The sequence below is a fragment of the Mesorhizobium japonicum MAFF 303099 genome (genome assembly GCF_000009625.1).
In the GTDB taxonomy this organism is placed as follows: Bacteria; Pseudomonadota; Alphaproteobacteria; order Rhizobiales; family Rhizobiaceae; genus Mesorhizobium; species Mesorhizobium japonicum.
Window position 1 is genome coordinate 20047 of record NC_002682.1, and the last position, 17008, is coordinate 37054.

20 protein-coding genes and 2 pseudogenes are annotated in these 17008 nt (G+C 60.0%); 15 read left to right on the top strand and 7 right to left on the bottom strand.

Annotated features, from left to right (window positions below; all coding sequences use genetic code 11):
- The first annotated feature begins 43 nt into the window (after positions 1-43).
- The 7 genes and pseudogenes from MAFF_RS41250 to MAFF_RS00145 all read left to right on the top strand — a co-directional run bounded on the left by MAFF_RS41250 (position 44) and on the right by MAFF_RS00145 (position 4125).
- Positions 44-281 (top strand): annotated as a pseudogene (locus MAFF_RS41250) (hypothetical protein).
- A gap of 990 nt (positions 282-1271) precedes the next feature.
- Positions 1272-1637 carry a hypothetical protein gene (locus MAFF_RS38865; protein WP_044547223.1) on the top strand — a complete coding sequence of 122 codons (366 nt, stop codon included), beginning with the start codon at positions 1272-1274 and terminating at the stop codon, positions 1635-1637.
- Between the two features lie 144 nt (positions 1638-1781).
- The gene (locus tag MAFF_RS00125; protein ID WP_010916237.1) at positions 1782-2003 is read left to right on the top strand and encodes a DUF768 domain-containing protein; all 222 of its coding nucleotides are present in this window, start codon (positions 1782-1784) and stop codon (positions 2001-2003) included.
- Positions 2004-2247: 244 nt separating this feature from the next.
- Positions 2248-2748 (top strand): hypothetical protein, encoded by a 501-nt coding sequence (locus MAFF_RS00130; RefSeq protein ID WP_010916236.1) that lies wholly within the window; start codon positions 2248-2250, stop codon positions 2746-2748.
- 35 nt (positions 2749-2783) lie between these two features.
- Positions 2784-2975: a hypothetical protein gene (locus MAFF_RS00135; RefSeq protein WP_010916235.1), complete on the top strand. Its 192-nt coding sequence runs from the start codon at positions 2784-2786 to the stop codon at positions 2973-2975.
- Positions 2972-3187, top strand: coding sequence for a hypothetical protein (locus tag MAFF_RS00140; RefSeq protein WP_010916234.1), 216 nt, complete (start codon positions 2972-2974; stop codon positions 3185-3187). Before MAFF_RS00135 ends, MAFF_RS00140 begins: the two co-directional genes overlap by 4 nt.
- A gap of 458 nt (positions 3188-3645) precedes the next feature.
- Entirely contained in the window at positions 3646-4125 is a 480-nt protein-coding gene (locus MAFF_RS00145; protein ID WP_044547224.1) for a tyrosine-type recombinase/integrase, read from the top strand.
- Here MAFF_RS00145 and MAFF_RS00150 read toward each other — a convergent pair.
- The gene (locus tag MAFF_RS00150) at positions 4122-4589 is read right to left on the bottom strand and encodes an Lrp/AsnC family transcriptional regulator (RefSeq protein ID WP_010916232.1); all 468 of its coding nucleotides are present in this window, start codon (positions 4587-4589) and stop codon (positions 4122-4124) included. The genes MAFF_RS00145 and MAFF_RS00150 overlap by 4 nt on opposite strands.
- Positions 4590-4714: 125 nt before the next feature.
- Here MAFF_RS00150 and MAFF_RS00155 point away from each other — a divergent pair, with 125 nt between their 5' ends.
- The 3 genes from MAFF_RS00155 to MAFF_RS00165 all read left to right on the top strand — a co-directional run bounded on the left by MAFF_RS00155 (position 4715) and on the right by MAFF_RS00165 (position 9229).
- Complete coding sequence (locus MAFF_RS00155; protein WP_010916231.1) at positions 4715-7093, top strand: pyruvate dehydrogenase (acetyl-transferring), homodimeric type; 2379 nt, start codon at positions 4715-4717, stop codon at positions 7091-7093.
- A 130-nt stretch (positions 7094-7223) separates the two neighbouring features.
- Positions 7224-8162, top strand: coding sequence for a kinase (locus tag MAFF_RS00160; RefSeq protein ID WP_244420565.1), 939 nt, complete (start codon positions 7224-7226; stop codon positions 8160-8162).
- A complete protein-coding gene (locus MAFF_RS00165; protein ID WP_010916229.1) occupies positions 8156-9229 on the top strand; it encodes a PLP-dependent cysteine synthase family protein in 1074 nt (357 codons plus the stop codon). The genes MAFF_RS00160 and MAFF_RS00165 overlap by 7 nt, the downstream gene beginning before the upstream one ends.
- Here the strand turns inward: MAFF_RS00165 and MAFF_RS00170 are convergent.
- Positions 9224-10486 carry a threonine synthase gene (locus MAFF_RS00170; RefSeq protein ID WP_010916228.1) on the bottom strand — a complete coding sequence of 421 codons (1263 nt, stop codon included), beginning with the start codon at positions 10484-10486 and terminating at the stop codon, positions 9224-9226. The two genes, MAFF_RS00165 and MAFF_RS00170, sit on opposite strands and share 6 nt — an antisense overlap.
- A gap of 201 nt (positions 10487-10687) precedes the next feature.
- On the opposite strand from MAFF_RS00170, the gene MAFF_RS37175 reads away from it, so the two are divergent.
- The 3 genes from MAFF_RS37175 to MAFF_RS00180 all read left to right on the top strand — a co-directional run bounded on the left by MAFF_RS37175 (position 10688) and on the right by MAFF_RS00180 (position 12526).
- On the top strand, positions 10688-10954 hold the full coding sequence (locus MAFF_RS37175) for a helix-turn-helix domain-containing protein (RefSeq protein WP_080511739.1): 267 nt from the start codon (positions 10688-10690) through the stop codon (positions 10952-10954).
- 168 nt (positions 10955-11122) lie between these two features.
- Complete coding sequence (locus tag MAFF_RS00175; RefSeq protein ID WP_010916226.1) at positions 11123-11851, top strand: LuxR family transcriptional regulator; 729 nt, start codon at positions 11123-11125, stop codon at positions 11849-11851.
- An 81-nt stretch (positions 11852-11932) separates the two neighbouring features.
- On the top strand, positions 11933-12526 hold the full coding sequence (locus MAFF_RS00180; RefSeq protein ID WP_244420567.1) for an acyl-homoserine-lactone synthase: 594 nt from the start codon (positions 11933-11935) through the stop codon (positions 12524-12526).
- 182 nt (positions 12527-12708) lie between these two features.
- Here MAFF_RS00180 and MAFF_RS41255 read toward each other — a convergent pair whose 3' ends face one another.
- Together MAFF_RS41255 and MAFF_RS41260 are read right to left on the bottom strand one after the other, a co-directional pair.
- A complete protein-coding gene (locus MAFF_RS41255) occupies positions 12709-13239 on the bottom strand; it encodes a L,D-transpeptidase (protein WP_010916224.1) in 531 nt (176 codons plus the stop codon).
- Positions 13240-13472: 233 nt separating this feature from the next.
- Positions 13473-13706: pseudogene (locus MAFF_RS41260) on the bottom strand (hypothetical protein); the annotation flags it as partial.
- A gap of 431 nt (positions 13707-14137) precedes the next feature.
- Here MAFF_RS41260 and MAFF_RS00195 point away from each other — a divergent pair.
- Both MAFF_RS00195 and MAFF_RS00200 read left to right on the top strand, forming a co-directional pair.
- Positions 14138-14350, top strand: a complete 213-nt coding sequence (locus MAFF_RS00195; RefSeq protein ID WP_044547229.1) for a hypothetical protein — start codon at positions 14138-14140, stop codon at positions 14348-14350.
- Positions 14351-14426: 76 nt separating this feature from the next.
- The gene (locus MAFF_RS00200) at positions 14427-14861 is read left to right on the top strand and encodes a DUF427 domain-containing protein (protein WP_010916222.1); all 435 of its coding nucleotides are present in this window, start codon (positions 14427-14429) and stop codon (positions 14859-14861) included.
- Between the two features lie 753 nt (positions 14862-15614).
- Here MAFF_RS00200 and MAFF_RS37180 read toward each other — a convergent pair.
- The 3 genes from MAFF_RS37180 to MAFF_RS37185 form a co-directional block, all read right to left on the bottom strand.
- Positions 15615-15899, bottom strand: a complete 285-nt coding sequence (locus tag MAFF_RS37180) for a DUF982 domain-containing protein (protein WP_080511740.1) — start codon at positions 15897-15899, stop codon at positions 15615-15617.
- A 24-nt stretch (positions 15900-15923) separates the two neighbouring features.
- Complete coding sequence (locus MAFF_RS00205) at positions 15924-16229, bottom strand: DUF982 domain-containing protein (RefSeq protein ID WP_044547336.1); 306 nt, start codon at positions 16227-16229, stop codon at positions 15924-15926.
- Between the two features lie 538 nt (positions 16230-16767).
- Positions 16768-16971, bottom strand: coding sequence for a CsbD family protein (locus MAFF_RS37185; protein ID WP_080511760.1), 204 nt, complete (start codon positions 16969-16971; stop codon positions 16768-16770).
- Positions 16972-17008: the final 37 nt, after the last annotated feature.

Here is a 17008-nt window from a genome sequence, read left to right on the forward strand (position 1 = left end):
AATTCTACCAGTTGCGGCGAACCCCTCAAAACGGAGTCGCCAGATGGCCATGTCAAAACCTTCAAACAGTTATCGCAGGCTGAAATCGAGCGCTTCCTGGTGGCGGCGGAAGCGCTCCACAAGAGCATCGTGAAGCCGCTTTATCGCCTACATGCGATCACTACCGGGCTACGCGCACCCTGCATGAGGTGCTGTTGAAAGCCGTGCGAGATGTCACTGGTAAGGAAGTTGAGTTCATCCAGTGGAACACTACGGGACCGGTGCAGCCTCCTGCGGCGTAGGCCAACAGGCTTAATTGCGAGCTGGCTTGTGTAGAGATAAATCAATTAGGCGGGGAGGAACCCGAGCCCCTACCGCAATGGCCGGTGCGGTGTCCGTCGCGCCCCAATGCCCCCACCCGCACCGGCCATTCCCCAACGGTTGGCTACAGCCGATCGAAATCGGCAAGCCCGAGACGTCTTCGCTGGCCCTCGGCATACGCAAGGGCGAACGATTCCAGTTCGAATGATCGGGTTAGTTCTTCGTCGCCATCAACCACACGGACGAACCCCTCTCCGCCGCTTCGAGCACTTCAACGCAGGGATCAACCTGAGAGAAACATCCGAACGAACGAGCGGTTTATCGATTTCTCAAGTGGCGCTCGAAAATCGCCAGCTTGTCTTCGTAGCCAATCCTCACCTTCGTCTCGCAGCTTTCGCATTTGAAGCTGCCGACCGTTTTTAGCCAGGATCCCTTTCTCACCGTCGGATATGAACAGACCGGACAGTGAAACTCGATCGCTACATCGCGCAGTTCATCGGACAAGGGCATGGCACTTCGTCTCTTCCACTCGGCGAAACCGGTGCCCAAAACGAATGGAGGAGCCGATGGGTTTCATCGGAAGCAGAATTCGTACAAGCGCTCGCACTAGCCAACGAGATTGGCGACAAGGTGCGGGCTAGAGTAAGAGGCTGAAGACGCCTAGGCCGGCCACCAGGAGCGAAGCGCCATGCCGAGCATATCCCGCTGCCGATAGCGCCAAACTGCGCTGGCGAGCATCAGAGCGGCGACAGCGGCAATGTAGAGCGGGACCATTTTCTAAAAATTGCGAGCGACCCCACCTTTGTCCTGATCGACGAAGGTCAGAAATTCCCGACCGAGATCGGTGATAGAGACCGAACCTCCCTCTATTTTCGCCAGTTCTGAGGTTTGCAGAATGCGGAACCACTGCTGGAAATCGATGGCTTGGTAGAACTCTGAATGCTGGTTTCTGATATTGTCAAAGTAGAGCGTTGCTTGGTCGAGCGAAGTCTGGCCGCCGTTGTCACGAATACGTTTTAGCCCTCGATCCCAAGCTTAGTGATGAGGCCCACGCCTTCGCCAGATCGCTTGAAGACGCAGCGAAAAAGGCCGCCGACCTGGAGAAGTCAATTCAGGCTGACACCGGGATCAACACCATCATTCAAGACAATGCGAAGGCGCAGCACACGCTCTTCGAGCTTTCTGCCGGGCTCAAGGATGTTGGCGCCAATGCGAGCAGTGCCGATGGGATCGAAGATCGTGTCCATGAGCAGATTCCAGATCGAACCGGATTCGAAGTGAATCCCCTGTTTGTTCTCGGCGGCATGGGAACCAATCGGGGGCTGAAGGCTTGTTAGCTTTCGATGAAGCTTGCATGAGGCGCGCCTAATGTTCAGAGACAAAGAAACACGAGTTTTAGAAGCAGCGCTGTTAGCCGCGGTGCCAATCTCGATCCTGGTCGCGGTGGCGATGGTGACCCTCACGTTCAATTGGTTTGGGTAATGAGCACGCGCGGCGCCGACTTCCTTGACAAGTGGATTTCAAAGCACGTCCCTAAAACGGCTGGCGCGGACGTCATCTCCGTTGCCGATTTAACTGAGAAGCTTTTCGCTGACGCCAAGGCCAAAGGCTTAAGCAGCACCGAGATCGAGGAAGACGCTGGCAGCGTCTATGAAGCGATTTTGGACGCAATCGTGCACCACGACGCCGGCATGGTTGATTGACGCGACCGTAGGTAGTGATTGACGGAACATTAGTTGCCCCTAAAAGTTTGGTGCTGGCGGCAGGGCGGTGTGCCTGCTGAAGATCGTGGTCTGAGGACCTTTGTGATCGGCCCGCGCTCTCCGCCACGAGGCGCGGGCTTTCAACCGCCAGGGGCAGAGATGACCGACAACCCGGCAACTTTTGGCGCAAATATGTCCGCTTTACCGCGGGGGACGCCGAGCGGATTACCGCGTCCCTACCGCAATGCAGCGCGATTGGCGCAGGCACGGTTTCCTGGAAAGTGCCGAAGGCTGGACCTACTATTATGCGCGCAGTTTGGCTCGGCTTCTCTTCATGCGCGTTATGCAGGAGCAGGGCGTTGGCCCGACGCGCAGCTCGCAAATTGCATCATCGGCGGCACTCCGTATCGAATGGTTCGCGCTCAACCGCGAGGGCGCAATCGCGTTCGTAAAACCCGACACCAACTTAAATCTGCAAACCGAGAGTCCGGACGAGCTCAAGGCGCTCTTTGAGCGTCATTTAGGCGAGCCGCTTGCAGCCCTCGTCGTTCGTCCGACGGGTACCGAATCCTGGTTGGTGAAGTGGGCTGACGGCGAGTTGTCATTCGTCGACGACCTCGTGGCTGCGGTCCGCTATATTCCCTACGAGCGTCGCGGCGCGATTGTCGCCGTCGATCTACAGCACCTCGGCGAAGTTCTAGCCGGGCGGGCAGACAGCCCCGTTCTGGTCGAGGCAACGAAATGACTTCCACCCCTGCCACTTCCTTCGAGGCTTAGTCGATGGTCGCTCGCGCCGCCTCTTTCAAACAGGCCGACCTTTCCCGCGCTATTAAGGCGATGGTTGCGGCCGGCTTGGAGATAGGCCCGGTAAAGATCGACCCATCGGGCTCGATCATTATCCTGCCGGCAAAGAAGGGCGCGGCGACCGACAAGTCAGAAGACGACAACGAATGGGATGACGTGCTCAAATGAAGCGACGCGCGCAAAACCCGTTCCCCGGCGTCACGTGCGTCTACGACCGCCACGGCAAAGCCCGCTGGCGCTTCCGTATGAAGGGCAAGGCCAGCGCGTACATTCCCGGCGAGTATGGCTCTGAGGAGTTCCGCGCGGCCTATATGTTGGCCGCGAAGGGAGATCCTGCAGAAACCTCAGGCCGACACCACGACCACGGTACATTCGGCTAGCGATCGAGCACTACAAGCGCACGCCGAAGTGGAAGAAGCTTGCCGCGATCTCTCAGAAGAACCTCGGCAACGAGTTCGACCGTTTCAGCCGTGAATACGGCACCCGCCGGCTCTCGACGCTGAGGCCCGAGCACGTCGAGGCAATCATCGCCAAGAAGGCCGATTCGCCGGCTGCGGCTAACCGGCTGCTGAAGCTGCTGCGCCGCCTGGCTCGGTTCGGCGTCCGCAAGGGTCTTTGCCTCGATGACCCGACGATCGGCGCCGAGCGCTACAAGGCATACGTAGACGGAAGACGAGATTGCGCAATTCGAGCAGCACCATGGCTTAGATAGCAAGCCTGTGGTAGCGCTTCGCCTTATCCTAACACCGGCACCGCACGCCAGGACGTGGCCGCGCTTGGACGACAGAACTTTCGCGAAGGCCGCATAAGCTATCGTCGGAGGAAGACAGGCGGCGAGGTGGATCTTCCAATCCTCGACGAGTTGTTCGACGTGCTCCGGCTGCTGCCGGCCGATCGTATGCTATTCCTGACCCACACCGGCGACCGCCCCTATAAACCGACGACCTTCGGCAACTGGTTTCACGACCAGTGTATCGCGGCCGGCCTGCCGCACTGCGCCTCTCATGGCCTGCGTAAGGCCGGCGCCACACGCCTCGCAAATGCCGGCGCGACCGAATTGGAGATCATGGCTTACCTCGGGCACCGCACGCCGGATGAGGCCAGAACCGATGTCAAGAAACTCAACCGCAAGCTGCTCGGCGACACCGGTATGGAGAAGGTGGCGAGCAAAAAGCGAACAAGGTTTGTCCAACCGGGTTGCACGGTTGGACATTCATCGCCGCAAGGCATTGAACGAAAAGGGAAATTAGATGAAGGTGGTACGCCCACGGGGAATCTAACCCCTGTTACCGCCGTTAAAGCCCTACCGGTCGGTTAGGCAGGCAGGGCTTCCGACCGCTTGACCTGGCCCAGGGCGAAGCTGCTTTCGATCGACGCGATGTTGTCCAGCCGCGTCAGCTTGTCCTTGATGAACCGCTCATAGGCTTCGAGGTCACGCACCACGATGCGCATCAGGTAGTCGCGCTGGCCGGTCATCAGATAGCAGTCGACGACCTCCGGCCAGCGCAGCACGGCTTGCGAGAAGCGGTCGAGATCGTCCTCGCGTTGCCGCTCAAGCTTGATCGATGCGAAAGCGCTGATCGGCAGGCCGAGCTTCTTCTGGTCGAGGACCACGGTGTAGCCCTTGATGACGCCGGCGCGCTCCAGGAGCCTCACGCGCCGGGCGCAAGGCGAAGGCGAAAGACCGACGGCTTCAGCGAGATCGTTTGTCGTCGCTTTTGCGTTCTTCTGCAGCGCGGCAATGATTTTGAGGTCGATGGCATCAAGCGTCGGATTTGGCACATTTCCCTCATTTGACGATCACAGTTAGCTAGATCAGCCAATCTTGCTGAATGCATCGAGCAAGAATAGCCACATTTCGACGACCGATCTAGCTATCCTCAAGAACGATTTTACGGGAGCCGACGATGACGATCCTTTCCGAGCTTGAGCGCAAGGTGCTTTGGTTGGCTGTCTGGATGATCCATCATGCCAATCATGTTCGCGGGTCCGATGATGGCCTCAAGATCGGCGGCCATCAGGCGTCGTCGGCGTCCGCCTCGACCTTGCTGACGGCGCTCTATTTCCAAATCCTCAGGCCTGAAGACCGGGTGGCCGTCAAGCCGCATGCCAGCCCGGTTTTTCACGCCATCCAGTATCTGTTCGGCAAGCAGACGCTCGAGCAGCTGCAAAATTTTCGCGGCTATCGCGGCGCGCAGTCCTACCCATCCCGAACCAAGGATATCGACGATGTCGATTTCTCGACCGGGTCGGTTGGACTGGGGGTGGCGCAGACCCTCTTCTCGTCCCTCGTCCAGGATTATGTCAGGGCAAAAGGCTGGAACGCGGACAAGCCCGACGGCCGGATGGTCGCCCTTCTCGGCGACGCTGAAATGGATGAGGGCAATATCTTCGAGGCCCTTCTCGAAGGCTGGAAACACGGCCTGCGCAACACCTGGTGGGTCGTCGACTACAACAGGCAGAGCCTGGATGCGGTGGTGCGCGAAGGCCTGTGGCAGCGCTTCGAGTCCATCTTTCGCAACTTCGGCTGGGATGTGGTGATCCTGAAACATGGGACAATGCAAAAGGCGGCCTTTGAGGAGGAGGGCGGTGAAAAGCTGCGGTCCTGGATCGATGCATGCCCCAACCAGCTCTATTCGGCGCTGACCTTCCAGGGCGGCGCCGCGTGGCGCCGGCGCCTTCTGGATGACCTGGGGGACCAAGGACCGGTGACCCGCCTGATCGAGAAGCGAAGCGACGACGACCTTGCCGCCTTGATGGCAAACCTTGGCGGCCACGATCTGGCAAGCATCATCGATGCCTTCGAGCAAGCGCGCGGTCATGATCGTCCGACCTGTTTCATCGCCTATACGATCAAGGGCTTCGGCCTGCCGCTCGCCGGCCACAAAGACAATCACGCCGGATTGATGACGCCGGCGCAGGTCGACGCGCTGCGGCAAGGCATGGGTGTGCGCGAGGGGCGTGAATGGGACCTGTTCGAGGGCCTTGCATACGATGAGGCCGCGATCCGGTCCTATCTGGCGTCGTCGCCTTTCGCGCAGGCAGCTACCCGTCGCCATAAAACTCCAGCCGTACCCGTGCCGCAGATCCCCTGGGGCGCACAGGCCTCCATGTCGACACAACAGGGCTTCGGTCTCTTGATGCACGAGATCGCCAAGTCAGACAGCGATTTTTCCAAGCGTGTCGTGACCACGTCTCCGGACGTCACGGTCTCGACCAATCTCGGGGCCTGGGTGAACAGGCGGGGCCTGTTCGCGCGCGGCGGACAGGCAGACCTCTTCCGGGAAGAGCGCATTCCCTCTACCTTCAACTGGACATTTTCGCCGTCGGGACAGCATCTCGAACTGGGCATCTCGGAGATGAACCTCTTCACGATGCTGTCGGCGCTGGGTCTGTCGCACACGCTTCACGGCGAGCGCCTGCTTCCGGTAGGAACGCTCTACGACCCCTTCATCGAGCGTGGTCTCGATGCGCTCAACTATGCTTGCTATCAGGATGCACGCTTTATCCTGGCGGCGACGCCATCAGGCGTGACACTGGCGCCCGAGGGAGGAGCGCATCAGTCGATCGCCACGCCGCTGATCGGCATGGCGCAAGACGGCCTGGCGGCGTTCGAGCCGGCCTATGTCGACGAGCTGGCAGTCATCCTGCGTTGGGCATTCGACTATATCCAGCGCTCCGGCGAGGCCGAGCCCGACAACCACAGCTGGCTGCGCGACCAGACCGGAGGTTCAGTCTACCTCAGGCTCTCCACGCGATCGATCGAGCAGCCGGCACGCCAGATGGAGGATCCGCTGGCGCGCGCCATCGTCGATGGCGCCTACTGGCTGCGCAAACCCGGGCCGAATGCCGCTGTGGTGATCGCCTATTCGGGAGCTGTCGCGCCGGAAGCTGTCCAGGCATTGGGGCTGATGGCGGGTGACCGGCGCGATGTCGGGCTTCTGGCCGTGACCTCGGCCGATCGGCTGAACGCCGGCTGGTCTGCCGCGGCGCGGGCGCGCCAGTATGGCCATCCCCGCGCCACCAGCCATGTCGAGCGCCTGCTGGCTGGTCTGCCCGCCTCATGCGCCATCGTGACGGTGCTGGACGGGCATCCCGCGACGCTCGCCTGGCTGGGTTCGGTCCATGGCCATCGCACGCGCGCGCTCGGCGTCGAGCATTTTGGCCAGACCGGTACGATCGCGGACCTCTACCAGTATTACGGGATCGATGCGCAAGGCATCATGGCTGCGGCGCAATCGGTGTCAGTCGGCCGGCCGCTGAGGCACCTCGGCTCCGCCGCCTGACGATCGGCCAGCATCGCCTCGTCCCCTGCTGGTACAACAGGAAGCCGTCAATACCGGAATTCCTTGAGAGAGGCCGTCAGTCGTCGGCGCCATCTTCCCGCGTGGCGAGAAAGCCTGGGGAAAGATGAAAATGGCTGAGGCCGGCGATCTCATGAGCCGTGGAGCGCTGCCGTCGCCGGTTGGTACGGCGATTGCGATAGCGCATCATGGCGAGCTCATCCAGGGCGTCTTCAAGGATGATGACGGGCGTCTTCATCGCGGGCTCGTGACACTGCCGATCGCCGGCTTGAGATCGGAGGCGCGCTTTGACAGGAGTGACGGCGATGCGGTCGTCGTCACTCCCGACCATAAGATCAAAGCGGCGGCAGCCGCGCGGCTCACGCTCGATTTCTTGAACGTCACTGGCGGTGGCGCGCTGACACTTCAAAGCTCAATTCCCGTGGGGCACGGCTACGGCTCATCGACGGCAGACGTTGTCGCTGCCATTCGCGCTGTCGCCGCAGCCCTCAATGTCCAGCTGCGGCCGTCGAGCATCGCGCGTCTGGCCGTTTCTGCCGAGCGCGCGAGCGACGCGATCGCGTTCGATGATCACGCAGTGCTGTTCGCGCAGCGCGAGGGCAGGGTGATCGAGAATTTTGCAGGCTCCCTGCCGCCGCTGCTTCTGCTCGGGTTCAAGGCGAATGGCGGGGTTCCGGTCGACACATTGCAGCTGCCGCCCGCACGCTACGACAGTGCCGAAATCCAGGAATTCGGCGTGCTTCGGGCGCTGGTGGCGCGGGCGGTCCGCCTTCAAGATCCCCATCTCCTCGGACGTGCCGCCTCGGCAAGTGCGGTGATCAGTCAGCGGCACTTGCCCAAACAGGGCTTCGACGAGATCGCCGACATTGCCGAACGAGCGGGGGCATGCGGGGTGCAAGTTGCCCATAGCGGTTCATTGCTTGGCCTGATTTTCGATCTTTTCACCCCGAACCTGAAGCGGCGGGCAGCTCTGGTGGCCCAGCAGATAAGACGTGCGGGCTTCAAGGATGTCGAGGTCCATCTGGTCAATGCGGAGGGCTGGCCATGGTGAGCCCCGCAGTGGACCATTTCAAGGACCTCGAGACCCCGCGCCTTGCGCTGTTGGCGCCCAATCTCGTGGCCGCTGCTTTCCCGCTGATGAAGCTGATGCCGGCCCGCTACATTCTGGATCGGGCAGCGTCGAATGGCGAATTGAAGACCGGCTCCCATATTGTCGAGACGACGTCCGGCACATTTGGAATGGCGGTGGCGCTGCTGGCGGCGGCGCGTGACTATCGCCTTACGCTCGTCACCGCTTCAACGCTGATCGATGCCAAATACCGAGCCCGCCTCGAGCGCATCGGCGCGACGGTGATCGCCCTTGACGATCCCCGCGGCGATGGCAACCAACCGGGCCGGCTGGAGCGCCTCCAGGAAATCCTCGCCAAGGAGCCGGATGGCTTCTGGACTCGCCAATACGATAGTCCGGGTAATTGGCTTGCCTATGCGCGGCTGGCCGAACTCTTGATCCGCGCAATCGGCAAGGTTGACTGCCTGGTCGGCTGCGTCGGCACGGGCGGCTCGCTATGCGGCACCGCGTCATTTTTGCGAACTGTCTTTCCCCATCTGACGGTGTTTGCCGTCGATACCCATCGCAGCATTTTGTTCGGGCAGCCTGTGGGCAGGCGCATGCTGCGAGGCTTGGGCAACAGCGTTCTGCCGAAAAACGTCAGGCATGAGCTTGTCGACGAAATCCATTGGGTTGGCGCCTATCCCGCATATATGACTGCGCACCGTCTGCTGCGCGAGCACGGCCTCTTCATGGGGCCGACCAGCGGCGCCGCCGCCTTGGTGGCGCAATGGGTTGCAACGACCCTTCCCGACGCGCAGGTGGCGGTCATCATGCCTGACGAAGGCCATCGTCATGCCGAGACTGTCTACAATGACGAATGGCTCAGCGCCCTGCCTGGCTGGCCCTGCAAGGAGCTGTCCGAGCCGAGGACGCTGACCACCATCGCACCGGCCGCAGAGACGCAATGGACGCGCTTTCTTTGGTTGCGTCGCAGCCTCGGCGATGTGCTGAAAACGCAGGCAGCAGGCGAAGTGCCACCGGCTGTTGGCGCCGCGGAAAATCTATGAAACGAGATCCAGCCCGTTCTTGTCGAGCCAGCGCCAGGCGTCGTCCGTCGTCCGGAAGATCTGATCGTGTTCGTTCGATCCGGCGGACCGATCGAGGTCCTTGAGGCCGCTGGCTGTCACGACGGCCACGACACGGTCTGGGGTTGCGATGATACCTTGGTCCCTTAATTTCGATATCGCGATCAGCGGCGTGACCGACGCCAGTTCGGCAAAGATCCCTTCGTCCCGCGCAAGGCGCTCCTGCATCGCGATCAGGCCGTGATTGCTGACGGGCACGGCGTGCCCGCCGGATTCGCGCAGCGCCTTCAGCGCCTGAAAGGTGCTGCGCGGCGTGCCGATCGATACGGCAAGGCTGTCGAAAAGCATCTGGCGTTCACTCACCGCATCGGCGCCGCTGGCCAGAGCGTCCGCCAGCGACCCATGCACCTCCGCCGCGACGAGACGAGGCAGGCGCGTGATCGAGCCTTGCGCGAACAGCTCGCAAAAGCCGGCCCACACGCCGGACAACGCATCGCCATAGCAGACCGGCAGGACGCACCAGTCTGGCGCCGTGCCATCTGATTGCTCGACGATCTCATAGGCGATCGTCTTGTAGCCCTCGATGCCGAGTGGATGGCTGCCGACGACAGGACCGTGATAGGGCGATGCGATGAACCAGTCGTAGCGGGCCGCCGCCTGTTCGAGCAGTGACCATCGGTCCATTTTGCTGACCAAGGGCAGGACCGTCGCGCCATACTTGCGGATCTGCGCCAGCATCGCGCCGGCTGATCCCGCGAAAGTGGTGACGACGCATTTCAACCCGGCTCGGGCGGCGTACGCCGCCAGCGAAGCGCCGGCGTTTCCCGAGGAGGCGGTCGCGACGATCTTCGCGCCACGTGCGCGCGCCACGCTGACCGCGATCGTCGAGAAGCGGTCCTTGTGCGACCAGGTCGGGTTTCGGCCTTCGTCCTTGATTGCGAGGTTAGGCACGCCGAGAAACGCGCCGATGCGCGGTGCGGCAAGCAAAGGTGTCAGACCCTCACCAAGGCTTACGGCCTCCGCTTCTGTGCAAGGCAGCATATGCGCAAAACGCCACAGCGAGCGCGAGCTGGTGGCGCCGTCCAAAGGATCGAGGTGCGGGACCGCATAAACCGGGCGAAGATTTGCCGGCGCGGTGTCTTGGCAGCGCGCGCATCCCCTGGAGTCGATTGTGACGTCCGCAGGAGCGGAAGCGCCGCATCGGATGCAAGCGAACTCCAGGACACGATTTGCGTGCATACCAGGTTGCTTTTGCTCGCCTGAGATATGCGCGGACATGTCGTGTTTGAGGTCGCGAAACGGCCGGCTCGCCATGGCTATTCCTTATCCATGAAACGATGAATTCGCTTGTTGTTTCAACAGCCCGCAGCACGGCTGTCAATGCCGAATGTGCACTATAGTGTGTCGCACCATAGTGCGCGTCGTAGCATCCGTTGTCTGATGAAACTTCGCGGCGTTTTTGGTCTGAACGTGCAGCGGCTTCGGAGAGAAAGAAAACTCTCTCAGGAGCAGTTGTCTTTCGTTTCGGGCCGCACGCGCGCCTATATCAGCAGCGTCGAGGCCGGGCGGCGCAACGCCACGCTGGATACAGTCGAAATTCTAGCCAAGGCGTTGAATGTCGAGCCACAAGAGTTGGTTTCGGCAAGCCCGGCAAATAAGCGAGCTATTCGGGTGACGAAACCGGCCGCTTCAAAGTCGACCGGTTGAAGCCAACCTTCCATAAAGCAGTGCTGAGCGGATTTTCACTAATCTCTTTGTTGTGACACGTGATTGACTCCTTCAGTGTACATTCGATGCGCGTCCTATTGAAGATTGTGTCTAGACAGCCATAGGTTGTTCCGCGGGGTAGGGCCTGACTGTGGTTGAGGTCTGCCAATGGAGAACGAAACTGTTGTCGACCTTTTTGCGGCGATCACGAAGATCGACACTGCGCGGTCGGCTGATGCAATCCTTCAGGAGTTCCGCTTCACCATGGAGCGCTACGGATTGCACAATTTTCTGATCACCGGATTGCCTGTGCCGCACGGTACGGACTGGCAGCGTGAAATTCTCGCTGATGGCTGGTCTCCTGAATGGCATCATCGCTACGTCACCGAGGCGTATTTTTTGCACGATCCTTGTGTCGCCCAGTGTCGGCACTCGCCAGAGCCTTTCCGATGGGGCGAGCTGCCGGTCGCAAGGCTGGTTCCACGCGCGAAGCTGGTCATGGACGAGGCGGCCGAGTTCGGGATGAAAGAAGGCATCTGCATCCCAATTCATGTCCCATTGGCCGGGCCAGGCGTCGTCACGATGGCGAGTGACCGGATGGAAGTTCCGCCAAGCGCCATGCCCCTTATCGAGACGCTTTGCGTGCATACCTTTCGCAGCCTCTCTGCGCTGGGAACGCCCGGCGATGGCAATGAGCCCACGCCCTTGACGGCGCGCGAGCGCGAACTCCTGGAGTGGAGCGCGCAAGGCAAATCCACCGATGACATTGCTTGTATCCTCGGTGTTACCAGGAACACGGTTGAAAGCCATCAGCGCAACATTCGAGGAAAGCTCGATGCGATCAATGTCGCGCATGCCATCGTAAAGGCGCTGCGACGGCAGGAAATCCAGATTTAGCAATACCTGAATACCGTCATACGTACGCCAAGTGCGTTTTCCTACGACCCTCCGCCTGGAGGCGTCATGGTTCGTATACATTTGGTCAATTGGGACAACAGGAAGCACTACAGGAAAGTTCTGGAGCGCTACTTTCGGATACGGTATGAGATTTACGTCAAGCAGAGGCGTTGGCGCGCCGTCGCACGGCCCATCAACATCGAGATCGACGCCTTCGATAACGAGCATACGCTTTATGTTCTGGCGCTTGATACCAACGGCAAGATCGTAGGCGGCTCCCGTCTCGTGCCGACGCTGGAACCGCATCTCATGAGCGAAGTGTTCCCGGTTCTCGCCGGCGGCAGGCCCCCGAGAGCGGCGGAAATCTTCGAATGGACGCGTTTCTTCGTCGTTCCATCGCTTCGCACGCAAGGCGCCCCGTCGCCGATCGCCGGCTTCGTTCTTTGCGGTCTGCTCGAGACCGCTCAGCGTCTGGGGATTCGACAGATCAGTGTGGTGTGCGAGACATTCTGGCCAAAACGGCTGCGCGCCCTCGGCTGGACGCTGACCGAGCTCGGTGACGTTCTCGAACACCCCGACGGCGATATCATCGCGTTGCTGATCGATGTCACGCCCGAGGCTGTTGAGCAGACGCGCCGTGCTTACGGCATCAGCGGCGTCTTACTTGCGGAATGAGACAGGCCAACCAGGCAGCAAGATACCGGGGCTCTTCGGTCAGCGGCGGGCTACCAGCTGGATTCATATATGGCGAGCAAGGTGCGTCAGCTCTTGGAGCCAGAGATTGCGCAGCGGTGAGCCAAATATGAACTGATTAGCGTGCTCATATGACGGCTCGTCGTTCGATTAGCATCCTTGTGCTACTGAAGCGACCCGCCGCCCGCGTTCGCCATCTCGTCCTTGAAGCTGACTTTTGTACCTTTTTGCACCATGGAGGCGAGGTCCTCGGCATCCCAGTTGGTCAACCTGATGCAGCCATGCGAGAAGGTCGTGCCGATCTTGCCCGGTTCGGGCGTGCCGTGAATACCGTAGCTCTCGATGGAAAGATCGATCCAGACCACGGGATTGTTCGGTCCGGCCGCAATCGTGAATGGCCGTTTGGCTTTGACCCCCTTGAAAGCGAAGCGCGGATCGTAGTGATAGGTGGGATTGCGCACGACGCGTTTGACCTCCGCCTCGCCGCTCGGCGCCGGCTTCTCGGCACTGCCGATGGAAGCGGGAAAGACCGCGAGCCATTTACCGGAAGGATCAAGAACGCGCACCAGGCGTGCGCCCTTGTCGACCTCGATGCCGGCAATCGTGGCAGGAGAATCCCCCCGGTCAATATCCGGAACCAGCAACTTAGTGCCGGCCTTCCTGAAGCCGATGCCCGGATTGAGCCTCCTGAGCAATGCTCGCTTATGTGGAAGCGCTCGGCCAGCTTCTCCGTGACGTTGTGATAGCCGAGCCTCTGCAGGCGTGCCATCCTCTCCCTGCGCGCCGGAATGCGCTTGGTGAAAGGTCCGCTCACATCCTTGCGCGTCAGTTCGTAGCTAATCAAGACTGGTTTGGTGGAGGTTGCCGTCAGCCTGTCCCAGGTTTCCCGCGTGAGCGTCCCATCGGAGGGCAATCCGTTCGCGGTCTGAAAGGCCCTGATGGCCTTTGCGACGTTCTCTGAGAAGCGGCCCTCGACCAAGCCTGGCGAGAAGCGGGCGCGATCCAAAAGTATCTGCGCTTTCAGGATAGCCGGGCTGAAGCCTTTCGATCTTTCGGCTGAGAATTGCGCTTGATTGACAGTGGCGAGGTCCAGCTTGGCCGCCGCTGCTCCGCCGCAAGTGAGGGCAAGCGCCGTAGCCACGACGAGAAGGAGCCTGACCATCGATGCACTCCACCAGAGCCTGTTTCTATGGCCCAGCAAGGCCGATATTGTTCCCAGGCGCCAACTCACTGTGGGTTGAAACGAAGGAAAGTCATAAGACCGTCCGGCTTGATGGGCGCTCCCTCATTGCCGAGGTCGGAGCGAGCGGGGCAGCTGCAGATATACGTCGTTATCGACCGCGCTTCGGACTTCAGCCTTCATCAACTTGCCGAGGGGGACTCCCCCAAACGCATCCAGAGACTTTCTGCTGAGCCTGCCGTGGCCTGCAAAATCCGCACCGTCCCAACCGACGATGGCGTCCCGTTCACCAACCCCGATGCCGCTGATCAAGGAGGCAATTCGCGAACGGCCGGATATATCGCGCCAGAAACGACATCGTGCACCGCACGACCAAGGCCAGGCATCCGTGGGCCAAGGGCCTGGCAGGAAGAATGAACCGGACCATCACAGACGCCACAGTCAAGCGCTTCTGCGACGAGAACCACGACCAACTCCGCACTCATCTCACCAATTCCTCGCTGCCTACACCTCGCCCGCAGGCGCAGGACCCTCAAGGTTTCACCTATGAGTCCATCTGCGAGGCCGGGCATGATCGGGAAGGCTTCACACTCGATCAGATCCAGCAAAAAGGGTCTAACATCTAGGAACGACGCGCAGGGGTAGAAGGTTTTGCGCCAATTGCCCCGTTGGCAGGAACTGCCGTGGCGGAGCGACGTTTCCATGAACACGCAGTCAAGGAGTGCTAGAATGCAAACCTCACCCGCGAGTTCCGGGAATTTTCCGACGGCGCCTGCCATCGTTCCCTTCCATGGTACAGTGACGGTCAGATTTTCCGACGCCATTGTTGCGTCCAGCGAGCGCGCAAAAGTGCTTTACGAAGAAGGGCGAAATCCGGTCTTCTACATCCCGTTCGAGGATATCTATTTCGAGCTTTTCGAGAAAACCAACGCCACCTCGGAGTCCGCGTGGGGTACGGCCGGCTATTGGCGCGTTCACGCAGCCGGTGCATCCGCCGACAATTTTATGTGGGCCTATGAGACACCTGAACCGGCCGCCCTGGCCATTGCTCGGCACGGGGCTTTCGACCCACACAAGGCCCGCATCGACGCCGATCCGGCCGAGGACAAACGGCATACGCCGCACCTCCCCGCATAGTTGTGTAGGAGCGGATAGGGACTGCCGACATCCCGACTATCAGCGCATCGGTTGACCTACTGGGCGTGCGCTGCGTCGATCTCGGCTTCGACATGCAAGCTTTGTACGAGAACCGTCGATGGACACTATCCTGACGGAGTGCGTTCAGCCGGCACTGGAAAAGCGTCCGAAGGTTTTGATGCGGAAGGAGAGGGCACGTTCCAGTCTTATGTGTCGCGGCGACCCCCTGATGGTCAGCAGAGATATTTCGGAGGTTGCAGCCGGATCCCGTAGCGTCCCCACGGAGAGAGGGGGAACCTAAATCTGCCGGCCATGTTTGGTTGGGCACAGCAAAAGGGACCAATCGATGGCACCGAAATCATCGCGCGATATTCCGGGACAAAAGCTTCGCAAAGACGAGGATAGGCATACCCGGAAGGCCACTGTTAAAACCCAAGACAAGACGAACGACTGGGATCGTGATGCAGTCCACGGTGACGGCGACACAATCGGAATAGAGCCTGAGCAAGGGATCGAGTCAAAATAGGCGTTACCTTCCAGGATTATGGCATTGCCTAAGAGGCTGAAGTGAGCCGCCTGGCACCCAAGTACATTAAATTACGAAGCTAGGTGTATCAGTTCGTCGACACGGGAAGCTAAAGCATCCTGGCAATCAGCGTCTAACTGCGGCTTCCTTTGCCATCAACGTTCTCATGAAAATGACTAGATGAGGGAAAGGCGGCTGCCCGGCTGTGGCAACCGCCTTTTGTGACCTTAGACGTGATCGGGCGTCCAGCTTGTGAGGGACGGGGGCGTGATCCCACCTTCCATCAGGATGTCTTTCTTCCGCGCGAAGGCTGCAAAAACGCCTCTTGCGGTTTCAGGGTCAACATCGCCTACCAACGCGGCTTTGCAGGCTCGAATAGCCGCTTTCTGTTCAGGGCTATTGCCGCACCACTCCACTGCTAATTGATAGGCGTCGGCAACGGTGTTGAGTTGACGGGGGAAGCCTAACCCAACCCAGACGCGAACCGGTTTTTCAAAAGGTTTTGCGAGCATCGTGAACGGCCTCCTTCGCAAACCTCAAGCGACCAATCCGCCGCTTTGGCTCTGGCCTCCAGAAACCACCCACGGCATGGCACTTGTGGTCTCTTCATGGATCTTGGCTGATTTTGCAAATCCGCAAAATGCTTGGCGGGCGGCCGAAAGCGGATAACCGCTGTCGAATGCTCGCTGGCAGGCGCGAAGAGCGGTCTGGTAAATAGCGCCCCGTCTCTCTTTCGGCCAATCGTAGAGGAATTCCAAGGCGTCCTCGAGGTCAGCAATTTCCTGTATTAGGTTGCTGCCGCTTTTTACGAAGATTGGGTTGTCGAAAATCCGATCGTTCATAGGATCCTCCAAGTCGAACGAACAATTGAGTTTTTGATGTAGGCGCGCCATCAACGGTCAGGCCCGGCGGCCATATGGGTGTGAGGATTTTCCCCGTCAAGACCTGTCAAAAAGTGGTGTGAAAAAGCTAGCGCACCCGTTGGCTTCCACCTCCGCGATCACCCTGCGGCCGTTTGTTGCCGCTGGACTGAAGGATGCCGCAGGTGGCGGGCTTTTTGTTTGGCGGAGTGGAAAGGACTAGGCCTAAATCGTGCTGCCCGGACCACCGGCAGCACGGATTGAACTAGGATTTGTCTTCATCTTGTGCCGGGCTCGCATTCCGGGAAGCAAGGCGGGACGAGGGTTGGCCTTGATTGCCACCCCATCGGCGAGCTTGATGCTTCCCGAGCCTTGGCCTGATGCTGCAGAACGAAATCGCGTCGTCAAAGGGTTGCGAGGACTTAGTCCATGACCGGCTTGACTGATTGCAGGTCTCGGAGCCCGGTCGTGCCGGCACAGCAGCAGCTCAGCGCCGCAAAGGGGGCCGCGGGCAATTGTCTTACCAGCCTTGCCTGTTGTACCAGTCGTCGATATCCCGACGGGCGCGGTCGCGTTCGATGCCGTAGCGCTCCTGAATCTTACCTTCGAGTTGATCGCGTTTGCCAGCGATGCGATCAAGGTCATCATCAGTGAGTTTTCCCCACTGTTCTTTGACCTTGCCTTTCACCTGCTTCCAGTTTCCCTCAACGCGGTTCCAGTCCATCACGACCTCCTTCATTCAAAAAAGATCGAACGTCGTT